The sequence below is a fragment of the Sphingobacterium puteale genome (genome assembly GCF_003627955.1).
Lineage (GTDB): Bacteria > Bacteroidota > Bacteroidia > Sphingobacteriales > Sphingobacteriaceae > Sphingobacterium > Sphingobacterium puteale.
The window spans coordinates 48,316-61,658 of the sequence record NZ_RBWS01000015.1 but is presented as its reverse complement, the minus strand read 5'-3'; the positions used below and the strand labels follow the sequence as shown (position 1 = coordinate 61,658).

Here is a 13,343-nt window from a genome sequence, read left to right as displayed (position 1 = left end):
GCTTTAATTACCGTGTGAAATTTAAAGTACTATCAATATACAATATATCTTGATATTTTGCCCTAGTTAACGAGCAAATATAGTAAATTAAGTTAATAAAAAACTTTAGCGTACCGTTTTAAGCGGTAATTTTAAAAATAGGACTTAAGTTAGAAAATGCAGGACAATAAATGAACTAGTATAAAAAATTAGTATATTTTAATTAGATTTATGTGACAATTACTAGTTTTGGTAAAATTTTAAAAGATTAAATGGTTTAATATGGGATTTTTAAAAGAATTTAAAGAGTTCGCAATGCGCGGTAGCGTTGTTGATTTGGCTGTCGGTGTTGTTATCGGTGGGGCATTTGGCAAAATTGTTACATCATTGGTTGACGATATTATCATGCCTCCCATAGGATATTTGACGGGCGGAGTTGACTTTTCCTCAAAGAAAATTATACTTAAAGCTGCTGATGAAGCTGCCAAACAAGCCGAAGTGTCCCTTAACTACGGGAATTTTATCAATGTAGTGATCCAGTTTTTGATCGTTGCATTTTGTATTTTCTGTGTTATTAAAGGTTTAAATTCTTTGAAACGTAAAGAGGAAGCTGCCCCGGCTGCACCAGCTGCACCGACAAAAGAAGAAACATTATTGACCGAGATCAGAGATATTCTGAAAACGAAATAAGCCAAATTCTTATTTGATGTGAAATAAAACAGAGCAGGGCTTATTGCTCTGTTTTTATTTAAAGAATTTCTAAAATGGTTTTTTAGGCTGTCAATGAATTAATTAGCGCAGGCTTCTGACTTAAAGTCTAAATGTTCTTAATATTGTTTGTTTTTGTCTAAAATAAACTTTACTTTTGCATTCCTCTTGGGGAGTTTTGTATTAATTGAAGTAAGAACAAATTAGCATAATAGCGTCATGAAAAGAACATTTCAGCCATCGCAAAGAAAAAGAAGAAACAAACACGGTTTTAGAGAGCGCATGAGCTCCGCAAACGGTAGAAGAGTATTAGCTTCACGTAGAGCTAAAGGTAGAAAACGTCTTACAGTGTCTGACGAATACCGTCACAAAGGTTAATCTTTGACAAAGATCGGTGGCCGCTTATAAGAGCTTTTTCTGATAAGATTAAGTCATCGTATGAGAAATACATTTACAAAAGAAGAACGGTTATGTGCGAAAAAGCGTATTGATACGCTTTTTAAAAGCGGTTCTTCTTTTGTTTTGTATCCTTTTAGAATTGTTTTTGTTCTAGAAAAAAACAACGAGACTGACATTTTATCCCGCTGTCAGTCGATTATATCCGTTTCCAAACGTCGGTTTAAAAAAGCAGTTGATCGCAATACAATTAAACGTATGATGCGTGAAAGCTATCGTCTTCAGAAATCCAATGATTTGATTCCTTTTTTGTTAAAACATAATGTAACTTTGTATTTAGCTATTCAATACGTGGGCAAACAGATCTTAGCATATGATGTGTTTCATACTGCGATGAATAAAATGCTAAAAAAATTACAGGATGAATGTGCCGATGCTTATTTGGAAAAAGGGAATTAAACCTTTCTTTAGTTTTATTTTCTTAGCTATTATTCGTTTCTATCAACTATTTATTTCGCCCTTCCTGGGCGCCAATTGCAGATATACACCAACTTGTTCGCAATATGGCAAGGAAGCTATTTTGAAAAATGGACCATTTAAGGGCGGCTGGATGGCTTTGAAGCGAATAGCACGTTGTAATCCATGGGGTGGCCATGGCCATGACCCCGTACCTTGATTTCAATAAAACAATGAATAATTTAATTTTACAAATTGATACCTCAACCACTGTATGCTCGGTTGCTCTCAGTGAGAATGGACAGACTGTTGCTGTGATTGATCTGGACGAACCGAACGCACATGCTGCGAAATTGACTGTTTTGATTGAACAGATTTTGGATAAAACAGAACGTTCTATGCGAGAACTTAAAGCAATAGCGGTTAGCATGGGCCCCGGATCCTATACAGGACTTCGTATTGGGGTGTCTACAGCAAAAGGTCTTTGTTATGGCTTGGATATACCGCTGATTGCAATCAATACATTAGAAGCATTATTTTTAGGGTACAAGGAACAGTTCGGACTGCAGGAAGGGGAAGCTTTTATCCCTATGTTGGACGCACGTCGCATGGAAGTGTATTCCGCTGTTTATAACGATCAGTGTAAACTGGTGAAACCTACTTCGGCAGAAATTATAGATGCTAACTATTACGACGAATTGTTGGCTGCTTATAGCCGCGTCCATCTATTTGGCTCAGGGGCTGATAAATTTGATGTATTGTTTGCAACAAATGATCGTGTGCATGTACAAATGGAATTTAAAGGTTCTGCTGCATTTTTGTCTAAATTGGCATTTGATAAGTTTCAAAATAAAGAATTTGAGGACGTTGCCTATTTTGAGCCCTTCTATCTGAAAGACTTTGTGGTTATGACCAAGAAAAAGGGTGGCTCATAACCAGCCTTTTCTTTTGAACCAAAGATAGATGGCTACTGAAATTGCGATCATGATCGCAATCGCTATGGGGTAGCCATAATACCACTCCAGCTCTGGCATATTTTTAAAATTCATCCCATATACTCCAGCCACAAACGTAATTGGCATAAAAAAAACAGAGAAAATAGTCAAAATACGCATGATTTCGTTGGTATGGTTCGATGATATGTTAAAGAAAACGTTTAATAATTGTGCTACGTTTTCAGATAAGTTTTCATATAGCGTCGATGTACGTACTTGAAGGTCTTTTAAATCCCGAGTGTAAACATCCTTCTTCGAAGAAGAATGGAAATGTTCAATAACCTCTTTATAAAGAAAAATAACCTTTCTGGCGACATCTATCTGTCGTTTGATAAAATATAGGTTTTTCAGAACAGGCTGCTGTTTCATACGTTTCAGAAAGATCAGTTCTTCGTAGGAATCAATGCGTGTGGATAATTGTTCTAATGTCTTGCTAAAAGTGAACACCGCAGCTGTCGTAATAAATACAGAGAGTTTTCGGCTATTTTTTGTCTTTACGCTCGTAAATTCAATGTTTTTGAGTTTCTCCAGAAATTCGATGCGACGCTTATGGACGGTGATCACAAAATCACTGCCATAGAAGATGGTTAGACGATCCGTTACTTCTCCTATACTATCCGAATTCTCTTTAAAATTGTCGGACATGACGCGGAGAATAATAAAGGTATAATTTTCAAATTCCTCTATCTTAGGAAGGTGTTCCGGTTCTTTAGAATCTTTAATGGAGGCTTCATTTAGATTATATCTTTCCTTGATGAATGTAAAGTCTTCCGAGGTAGGTTCAAAGATATCAATCCATTCGTAGTTTGCGATTTCCTTTTCAACAATCGTTTTGATCATAAATCTAATTTTACAATACAAGATACTAAACAATTTTGTTAGCTGCGAATAGCTATAGCAAGGTAAATATCGTTCTTATTGTTTAGTGATGGGCTCACGAAGGCTTATCACTAAAAAAAGCCATCAAATGCTATGATGGCTTTCCTTAAATTATTATGGTCTTCTTATTTGTTCGAGGACTTATATTCTTCGTTTAACTGTTTGATAACTTCGTTGGTAATTTCCAGTGAAGGGTCAGCATACAATACAGTAGGATTGGATTTTGAATAGGTCAACACCAGTTTATAGCCGTTATCTGAAGCATGTTTTTTCAAAAACTCAGTGATTTTATTGTACACATTGTTGAACTCCTCTGATTCATCTTTGGCTAGGGATGAAGAGGCAGTTTGGTCTAATCGTGCTAGTTCATCTTGTTTACGGGCCAATTTCTGTTCGGTAGCTTGTCTGTCTGTTGCGGACATTGTAGCTGCATTCTTTTGGTAGTCAGCAACCTCGCGTTGAAATGCTGCGCTTTTAGCTTGAAGATCAGCCTGTGCTTTTTTTACTTTGTTTTCAAGTTTTGACTTAATATCTTTAAAGTATTGATATTTTTCAGAAAGCGAATCTGAATTCAGATAGACAATTTTATCCTTGGTACTACCTTGACTCTCTTTGCTTACGGCGTTTGAATCATTTTTTGAAGGCTCGCTTTGCGTTTTAGTACCTTGGTTACATGATACGATTGTTCCAGCCAATAAAAGACCAAAGGAAACTTTCGATACAATTGAAAATATAGTGTTCATTTTTTTATTATTTGCAAATTAATACTGAAACAAACCTAACATAAAAAAATCGAAATTTTAATTTTTAATCCTAAAAAAGTAAAATTATCGGCCATTTGATTGTTTCAGATTATCGGCTTAATACTTCACCGCAGACTTGATAAATCGGCCAAAATTTCGTATTTTTGAATATTACATTTAACAGTTTTTCAATGAGCGAAGAAAAGAAAAATGCATCCACCTACTCGGCTGATAATATTCAGGTATTAGAGGGTTTAGAGGCGGTTCGTAAGCGTCCATCCATGTATATTGGTGATACCGGTGTAAAAGGATTACACCACTTGGTATACGAGGTTGTAGACAATTCAATCGACGAAGCTGTAGCAGGGTACTGTACAGATATCTTTGTTACCATCCATAAAGACAATTCAATTTCTGTTCGGGATAACGGTCGCGGTATCCCAACTGGAATCAACAAAAAAGAGAATAAATCAGCGTTGGAGCTCGTGATGACGGTATTACATGCTGGTGGTAAGTTTGACAAAGATACCTACAAGGTGTCTGGTGGTCTACATGGTGTGGGGGTATCTTGTGTGAACGCATTGTCTACACTTTTGAAAGCTGAGGTACACCGTGATGGAAAAATATACCAACAGGAGTATCAAATTGGTAAGCCTTTATATGATGTTAAAGAAGTTGGGGTTTCGGATAAGACGGGTACAATTGTAACATTCCATCCGGATGCAACAATATTTACGCAGACCACGGTATATAATTACGATACCTTGGCCAATCGCCTTCGCGAGCTTGCGTTCCTAAATAAAGGCGTTAGCTTAACGTTAGAGGATGAGCGTGAAGCGAATGAAGACGGTTCGGAAAAGAAGGAGACTTTTCATTCTGAAGGCGGCCTAAAGGAATTTGTTAAATTCTTGGATGGTACACGTCAGGCCTTGATTCCTGAACCTATCTATGTCGAGGGAATTAAACAAGGTATTCCTGTAGAGCTGGCCTTACAATATAACGATACCTATTCTGAGAACGTCCATTCTTATGTGAATAATATCAATACGATCGAAGGAGGTTCACACGTAGCGGGTTTTCGTAGAGGTTTGACACGTACCTTAAAAGCGTATGCAGATAAGTCAGGTTTACTTAAAAACTTGAAAGTCGAAATTACAGGTGATGATTTCCGTGAAGGTTTGACAGCTGTAATTTCTGTTAAAGTTGCAGAACCTCAATTTGAAGGACAGACGAAAACTAAATTAGGGAACTCCGAGGTAATGGGAGCGGTAGATGTGGCTGTAGGTGAGATTTTGGGTGTTTACCTTGAAGAAAACCCACGTGAAGCAAAAGCGATTGTTCAAAAGGTTGTCATCGCTGCTCAAGCGCGTGCAGCAGCACGTAAAGCACGTGACCTGGTACAACGCAAAACTGTAATGGGTGGTTCTGGGCTTCCTGGTAAATTGGCCGATTGTCAAGATAATGACCCAACAAAATGCGAAATTTACTTTGTCGAGGGGGATTCCGCGGGTGGTACAGCCAAATCCGGACGTGACCGTAAACATCAGGCCATTATGCCACTACGGGGTAAGATCCTGAATGTGGAAAAAGCAATGGAACATAAGATCTATGAGAACGAAGAGATCAAAAATATGTTTACTGCTTTGGGAGTAAGTGTGGGCACAGCTGAAGATGCAAAAGCCTTGAATCTGGAGAAATTGCGTTACCACCGTATCATAATTATGACCGATGCCGATGTGGATGGTTCCCACATTACAACTTTGATTCTGACATTCTATTTTAGATATATGAAAGAATTAATAGAAAGAGGATATGTATACATTGCCACTCCGCCTTTGTATCTTGTGAAGAAAGGTAAAGAACATGAATATGCCTGGAACGAAGACCAACGTATCAACGCCATACAGCGCTTGAAAGGAACAGGTAAAGAGGATAGTGTACATGTACAGCGCTATAAAGGTCTTGGTGAGATGAATGCAGAGCAACTGTGGGATACGACAATGAATCCCGATACGCGTACTTTACGTCAAGTAACAATTGAAAATGCAGCTGAATGTGACCGTATTTTCTCGATGCTAATGGGTGATGAAGTAGCGCCTCGCCGTGAGTTTATCGAAAAAAATGCACGTTACGCAAAAATTGATATCTAATACCAATTTTATAACGAGAATAAGAGGTCTGATGAATTTTTCATCAGACCTTTTTTTATTTCAATTTATTTTTTAACTTCATACTGATGAATCATTTATCTGCCGGGGTAAATGTTTCTCAGCCAACAGATAGCCAATATTAAATAAAACCTATTATGAAATATTGTAGCAAGATTTTGCTCTTTATAGGTTATTTTATTGGGATAACCTGTATGGCACAAACAAATGAAAAAATCAATCTTGAAGAGTTATTTGAGAGCTTATCGGAAGAATTACCCGAAGATGCCGATTTAAGCGAATTAAGTGAAAAATGGTCCTACTATCTAAAGCATCCGATTGACCTCAATAAGACTGATGGGACAGAATTAATCGAATTACAATTTATAGATCCGCTGCTATTGCGGCGTCTGATCGATCATCGTCAGGTTTCCGGTGATTTTATTAACGTCTTGGAGCTCCAGTCTATTGATGGTTTCGACGCGAAGATACTCAACTTGCTGCTTCCTTTTATTAAAGTTGGTGAAACCGGTCCATTTGCGGGAAGTAAATTCAACGATTTTTCGCATGAATTTATGATGCGTTATGGGCGGATCCTAGAAAAGCAAAAAGGGTACCAAATTACGGATACAACGAAATCCCGATATCTTGGCGATCGCAACCGATATACTATCCGATACCGGGCGAATTTAAAAGATAAAATTCGTTTAGCAATTAATATGGAGAAAGATGCTGGGGAACCAATTTTTTACGGTGAACAAAAACTGGGATTTGATTTCTACGGATTAAGTCTATACATTAAAGCAATAGGTCCGGTCCGAAATCTTGTTATCGGAGATTACGCATTGCAGTTTGGTCAGGGACTTGGCATGTGGAATGGTTTGAGCTTTGGTAAAGGAGGACTGGTGCAGAATACTGCACGGCAGGGTATGGGGGTAAAACAATATACTTCGTTGAATGAGGTTGATTTTATGCGGGGAATAACAGGAACATTCCACTTAGATCGCTTTGAGATCACCCCTTATTTTTCCTATCGGGCTATTGACGGCAATGTTGAAGACAACATTGAATCCCGGGTAATTAAGACGATTTCGAAAACAGGACTACATCGAACCCCAACAGAACAGCGTTATCGAAATGCAGCTCATCAAATGACCTACGGACTGAATGTTTTATGGCGGCACAATCGTTTCAAGGTAGGAATAAGTTTTAATCAATCTCAATTGGACGTTGTCAAAGTCAAGGGCACGAGCAAAAGACAGCAATATGATTTTGAAGGAGATGTACTGCGGAATATCAGCCTTTACACAAATTATACTTTTCGTAATGTGCATCTGTTTGGGGAATATGCCAGTAGTGTAGATGGAGGATCCGCTCTGTTAATGGGAGCAGTCGCTAGTTTGCACCCACGTTTATCCACCGTAGTCCTTGTTCGTGACTATAAGAAAAACTACCATACTTTTTATGGACAGGGGTTTGGAGAATCGAGTAACACGGCTAATGAAGAGGGAATCTATCTAGGGCTTATATACCAATTGGGAAGAAAATTAGTTTGGTCCAATTACATCGATATGTTCCGGTTTCCCGAAGCTAAATATCAGGCTGACAGCAGTTCATTGGGAGCGGACTTCTTTAGCCAGTTTAGTTATATCTGGTATAAGAAGGGGCAGCTTAGTTTGAGGTATCGAACTCGGTTAAAGCAAACCAACTATATGGGGATGGGGCAGACGGAATCAGGATTGGTAAATAGCTCAAAACAACAGCTGAGACTAGAATTTCAATATAAGCTAAACCGTATCTGGACAATTCGGTACCGGGCAGAAGGTAATTTGTTTCAGAAGGAATATGAAGATAATAGCTTAGGTTATATGTTTTATCAGGATATTTTCTGGAAACCTGATAAGGGAAAGATACAATTGAATTCGCGCTTAGCTTATTTTCAAACAGACACCTATGATAATCGGATTTATGCTTATGAGAATGATGTCTTATATGCTTCGGGATTTGGCATGTATAATATGAGAGGCTGGCGTACATATCTTAATTTACGATATCGAATAAACCGTCATCTCGATATATGGACAAAGTATGGAATCTATTATTATCCTGACAATGAGAAAATAGGAACGGGGCTGGATGAGATCATCGGAAACCGAAAGTCCGAAATCAAGGTGCAATTAAGATGGCAGTTATGACTGAATTGAGTTTTTACCAAAAGCTGGAACGAATTCCTTTACTAAAGATTGCTACTATTTACGTTATTGGTTTATTTGTCGCCCCAATGCTGAAGTTTTCGTTCTCCAGCTTTCAATACCTGCAAGTTAGCTTGATTTTATTATCAGGTATAATCCTCTGTTGTTTCCTATTTAAGGGTACGTTGTTTAAATATTGCTATTTGGTAGGATATTATATACTCATCCTGTTATTTGGCATCTGGCAATTTTGGCGTAGTGACCCGCTTTATGTGGAAAACCATTTTTCGCATTTTCAGCTCGACAGTTATGTCGTCGAAATTGTACAGGAGCCCAGCACTAAATCAGAAACCACGAGATTCTCGGTTGAAGTATTAGGTGGTTATATACAGGATAGTCTCATAGTCACCACGGGGAAGCTGATGATCTCATTGAAGGCTACTACGAAAAGGCCATTGCGATATGCCGATCGGTTGTGGTTGAAAGGGACCATGTCGGCGGTGCCTCCTCCTTTCAATCCGTTCGAATTTGACTACAGGGAATATTTAAAAGGATCAGCTATCTATCATCAAATTTTTTTGCATCCAAGTAATTATATACGGATTGAAAGAGACGATTCACATTTCCCGGACGTCAGGGAGCTGGCTTTGCGGACACGCGAAAGCTTTCTGAAAAAATTAAGGCGCTATTGTAAGAATGGGGAATATTATGCTATTGCAGGAGCTTTACTGTATGGTTTTCGAGGTGAAATAGACGAAGCAAGCATAAAGGCATTTACAAACACGGGAACCATACATGTACTTAGTGTTTCTGGAATGCATGTAGCGGTACTTTTCGGGTTTCTATCACTCGTGTTTAGGTATATCCCTTGGCCGCTAAGATTGAACTGGGTACCTGTTGTTATTACTTTTTCTATTATTTGGATTTATGCTTTTATTGCTGGTTTAGATCCACCTATCGTCCGAGCAGCGATTATGATAAGTTTTGTTCTATTTGCACGGTATTTTAAACGAAATAGTTCGACTTTAAACGCCTTAGTTGCTGCGGCATCTATTATTCTGCTCTGTGATCCCCGTGCGATTACAAATGTGGGATTTCAACTTTCCTTTCTTGCCGTATTGGGCATGCTGTTATTTTTGCCGATCTTTGAGAAGATCGTTATTGTAAAAAATTCCTTCATACATTTTTTGAGAGATACGGTTGGTATTTCAATCGCTGCGCAGGTGTTAACGACACCATTGACACTATATTATTTTGGACAGTTTCCAACCTATTTCTTATTGGCTAATCTACTCGTTGGTCTTCCCTCAACCGTTACGATGTATTTGGGCTTTTTGATGACGATCAATCCCATTGATTGGTTGAATGAGTTTTTGGGCTATCTTTTGGAGAAATTAATCGGATATATACTCTATTGCCTGAAGGCTATTGACCAATTGGCATTTTCAACAATTCAAATTGATCTCATTGATGGGGTTCTTCTTTTTCTTTCGTATGCTGCTGTTTTTTCTTGGTTATATGCCTATCAATGGAAAGACAGAAAGTATTGCTACCTTGGGCTTCTTTGTGTGTCAGGGATCGTATTTATAACTATCGTCCAACAGATAATAGATGAAAATACAGAGCGATTCCGGATATATAATACAAGAAATGAGCTAACAATAGCCTATTTTAAAAATAAACAGGCTATTATTTATAGCACTTTTGATTCGCTGAATCACAAAGCGCTGCAATATGCCTGCGGTCGGGAAATCCGTGTATGGGCATCCGAAGAAAACGTTCAATTTATCCCATTAAAAAATAAAAGTGTAAGGAATAATTATCTGGTCGAACTTCCGGTCGGAAAAATAGTTGTGATGGAATATTTCAGCAACGAATTACCCGCAGCGGAATTATTGGTTGTCAGAAAGAATGCTATTCAAAAGCTACCAGCTGCAGTAAACAAAATTTTACCTAAAGAGGTGATCTTGGATGGATCCAATTCCTTGAAAAAATCGTTGCAGGCACGAACTATATTAGATAGTTTGGGGATGAAGAGTTATCTCATAAAAGATAATTTTGCGTATGTTTGGAATAAGGAGAGTTTATGACTTTAGATAGCATATCAATCTTAAGGCAATATTGGGGCTTTGAATCATTTCGGCCATTGCAGGAAGAAATTATTCAATCAGTTATTTCGGGTAGAGATACACTCGCTTTATTACCAACAGGAGGAGGAAAATCCATCTGTTTTCAGGTGCCAGCTTTGATGATGGAGGGAATCTGTATTGTCGTGACACCGCTGATTGCCCTCATGAAAGATCAGGTAGCACATTTGAGGAAAAATGGTATTCAGGCCGTTGCCATTTATTCGGGGATGAAAAAGAGAGAGGTGGATATTACCCTCGACAATTGTGTGTATGGGAAAATAAAGTTTCTTTACCTTTCGCCCGAACGTTTGTACAGTGATCTTGTCCGGGAGCGAATCCGGTTTATGAACGTTAATCTATTTGCCATAGATGAAGCGCATTGTATTTCGCAATGGGGCTATGATTTTAGACCCCCATATCTGGAGTTAATAAAGCTGAAAGAGCTTCACGCTAAAGTACCATTTTTAGCACTGACTGCAACCGCGACCGAACGCGTGATTACTGACATCCAGCAAAAGTTAAATTTTCCGAAAGAAAATGTCTTTGTCAAAAGTTTTCTTCGGGATAATCTGGCCTATATGGCTATCGAAGAAGAGGACAAAATGGGGCGGATGGTGCGTATTATTCATAAATTGGGGGGATCTGGTATCGTATACGTCCGGAATCGACGGGAAACGCAGGAAATTGCACGTATTCTGATCAATAATGGAATAGCATCAGATTACTATCATGCGGGGCTCTCAGGGCAGGAACGCGATCAAAAGCAAGACGCATGGATGACTAATGCTATTCGTGTTATCGTCGCAACAAATGCGTTTGGGATGGGCATTGATAAGCCAGATGTTCGTTTTGTTATTCACCTGGATCTACCGGATTCGTTGGAAGCGTATTATCAGGAAGCCGGTAGGGCGGGGCGGGATGGGAAAAAAGCATATCCTGTTATTCTTTATCAAGAGAATGATAAAAAAAAGCTTGTAGACACCTTGCAGGCTAGTTTTCCCGACATTTCTTTCATCCAGCAAACTTATCACTATCTATGTAATCATTTTCAGGTGCCTTATGGAGCAGGTGAGGGGCTTACGCTGGATTTTGATGTAGTCACATTTGCAAAGAAATACCAATTGCCACTGATACCTGTCATGAATGCTATGAAATTTCTGGAACGTGATGGATGGCTAACATTGTCAGAAGCAGTGACAATACCTTCCCGTTTCAAATTTGAAATTGACAGTACGGAATTGTATAAAATCCAAGTACAATATGCGAAATATGATAAATTAATTAAAGCGATTTTACGAACCTATGGCGGTATCTTCGAAAATTATATCTTGATTAATGAATATGAGTTCGCCAATAAGCTCGGTATTCCGTACGGTCGTGTGGTCGAGCTTTTGAAATCACTTGAAGCATTGGAGATTGCGAGTTATCTGCCTTCTACCGATTCACCACAGCTGACATTTTTACAAAATCGTGTTGATTATAAGCATCTGTATATCGACCATATATTTATTCGCGATCGTCACCGGGTGAAAGAGGAGGAGGTCAATGGGATGATAGATTATATTGAGAAAGCTCATTGCCGTAGCCAGTCACTACTGCTTTACTTTGGAGAGAAGAATGCCGGCTTTTGCCAGGTATGCGATTTATGTTTAATACGTTTACACAAAGAAAATCAGCGGACGCAAATCAAGGAAGAGATAAAGAACAGCCTGTTGAAGGCTCCAAAGAGACTACATGATCTGGTTGAAAGTTTAACGCTCGGAACCGAAAAACGAAGAATAGAGATTATCCGTGATCTGCTTGACGCCGAAGTAATTCGCCTGGAGGAAAATCTCTATTCTTGGAATACCTTATTTTGATTATTTTTCAATTGGAAGGTTGAGTTCCTCTCTGCCCCATTCAGACCATGAGCCATCGTATACCCGAATATTGGTATGACCTGAAATATACGATGCAAAAGCAAGTATAGAGGCAGTTATACCCGAGCCGCAGGAGAATATATATTCATTAGCTGTCGTTTTAAATTGATCAAATTGCTGCTGGAGTTCGTCAGTTGGTTTATAATAGATTTCTTCGAGCAATTCTTCAAAAGGTAAGTTTTTGGAATGGGGGATATGACCACCATTGAGTCCTTTTCTTGGTTCTGGTACTAAACCGCTAAATCTTCCTTTACTTCTGGCATCAAAAATAGTGACATTGGAAGCTCTATAATGCGCTAAAATATAGTCCTTGTCGGCATATAAATTTTTCTGAAAATGAGCTTTAAAATTTCCGACTTTGTCCTCTTGTTTATAACTGTCTGCGAGTTTATATTTATTTTTTTTCCATGCAGGAACTCCACCATTCAAGATATACACCTGATCAAATCCCATTACCTTAAACATCCACCACGCACGTGGACTCGAATAGACTCCCCATCTGTCATACAATACGACTGTACTATCCTGATCAATGCCCAAAGCTTGAACTTCGTTTTCGAAAACTTGTTCAGCGACTAAAGTATGCGGCAATTTCGATACGTGGTCGGAAAACTTTCCCTCGATATCAAAAAATAATGAATTTGGAAGTAATTCTAACTTTGCGTCTTTTAAAGATTGACCGACCTTATCGATGGTACAGTCTAATAGGATCACGTTTTCATCTCTTGTCAACGTATCCTGAAGATCGGATGGACTAATTAAGGCTGATTTGAATGACATAACAATTATTCTTATGTATA

General features: G+C 38.5%; 12 protein-coding genes. 9 read left to right on the top strand and 3 right to left on the bottom strand.

Translation table 11 applies throughout. The features are described from left to right. Positions 1-261 precede the first annotated feature (261 nt). From mscL to tsaB, 5 genes are all read left to right on the top strand, one after another. The gene (gene mscL, locus D7322_RS19015) at positions 262-669 is read left to right on the top strand and encodes a large-conductance mechanosensitive channel protein MscL (protein WP_108636508.1); all 408 of its coding nucleotides are present in this window, start codon (positions 262-264) and stop codon (positions 667-669) included. 237 nt (positions 670-906) lie between these two features. Continuing rightward, positions 907-1,065: a 50S ribosomal protein L34 gene (gene rpmH / locus D7322_RS19010; RefSeq protein ID WP_075991291.1), complete on the top strand. Its 159-nt coding sequence runs from the start codon at positions 907-909 to the stop codon at positions 1,063-1,065. Positions 1,066-1,125: 60 nt separating this feature from the next. Then, positions 1,126-1,542 carry a ribonuclease P protein component gene (locus D7322_RS19005; RefSeq protein WP_121125824.1) on the top strand — a complete coding sequence of 139 codons (417 nt, stop codon included), beginning with the start codon at positions 1,126-1,128 and terminating at the stop codon, positions 1,540-1,542. Beyond that, on the top strand, positions 1,505-1,759 hold the full coding sequence (gene yidD / locus D7322_RS19000) for a membrane protein insertion efficiency factor YidD (RefSeq protein WP_121125823.1): 255 nt from the start codon (positions 1,505-1,507) through the stop codon (positions 1,757-1,759). Before D7322_RS19005 ends, yidD begins: the two co-directional genes overlap by 38 nt. Before the next feature lie 13 nt (positions 1,760-1,772). Next, positions 1,773-2,474: a tRNA (adenosine(37)-N6)-threonylcarbamoyltransferase complex dimerization subunit type 1 TsaB gene (gene tsaB / locus D7322_RS18995; RefSeq protein WP_121125915.1), complete on the top strand. Its 702-nt coding sequence runs from the start codon at positions 1,773-1,775 to the stop codon at positions 2,472-2,474. On the opposite strand, the gene D7322_RS18990 is transcribed toward tsaB, so the two are convergent. Together D7322_RS18990 and D7322_RS18985 are read right to left on the bottom strand one after the other, a co-directional pair. After that, positions 2,469-3,374 carry a CorA family divalent cation transporter gene (locus D7322_RS18990; protein ID WP_121125822.1) on the bottom strand — a complete coding sequence of 302 codons (906 nt, stop codon included), beginning with the start codon at positions 3,372-3,374 and terminating at the stop codon, positions 2,469-2,471. The two genes, tsaB and D7322_RS18990, sit on opposite strands and share 6 nt — an antisense overlap. A 164-nt stretch (positions 3,375-3,538) precedes the next feature. Next, complete coding sequence (locus D7322_RS18985) at positions 3,539-4,156, bottom strand: OmpH family outer membrane protein (protein WP_121125821.1); 618 nt, start codon at positions 4,154-4,156, stop codon at positions 3,539-3,541. A 191-nt stretch (positions 4,157-4,347) separates the two neighbouring features. On the opposite strand from D7322_RS18985, the gene gyrB reads away from it, so the two are divergent. The 4 genes from gyrB (at position 4,348) to D7322_RS18965 (ending at position 12,483) form a co-directional block, all read left to right on the top strand. Beyond that, positions 4,348-6,306, top strand: a complete 1,959-nt coding sequence (gene gyrB / locus D7322_RS18980; RefSeq protein ID WP_121125820.1) for a DNA topoisomerase (ATP-hydrolyzing) subunit B — start codon at positions 4,348-4,350, stop codon at positions 6,304-6,306. Between the two features lie 155 nt (positions 6,307-6,461). Then, positions 6,462-8,498, top strand: coding sequence for a ComEA family DNA-binding protein (locus D7322_RS18975; protein ID WP_121125819.1), 2,037 nt, complete (start codon positions 6,462-6,464; stop codon positions 8,496-8,498). Then, entirely contained in the window at positions 8,495-10,585 is a 2,091-nt protein-coding gene (locus D7322_RS18970; RefSeq protein ID WP_183078769.1) for a ComEC/Rec2 family competence protein, read from the top strand. The genes D7322_RS18975 and D7322_RS18970 overlap by 4 nt, the downstream gene beginning before the upstream one ends. Further along, positions 10,582-12,483, top strand: a complete 1,902-nt coding sequence (locus D7322_RS18965; RefSeq protein ID WP_121125817.1) for a RecQ family ATP-dependent DNA helicase — start codon at positions 10,582-10,584, stop codon at positions 12,481-12,483. The genes D7322_RS18970 and D7322_RS18965 overlap by 4 nt, the downstream gene beginning before the upstream one ends. Here D7322_RS18965 and D7322_RS18960 read toward each other — a convergent pair whose 3' ends face one another. Beyond that, a complete protein-coding gene (locus D7322_RS18960) occupies positions 12,484-13,323 on the bottom strand; it encodes a sulfurtransferase (protein WP_183078768.1) in 840 nt (279 codons plus the stop codon). It lies immediately after the preceding gene. Positions 13,324-13,343 lie beyond the last annotated feature (20 nt).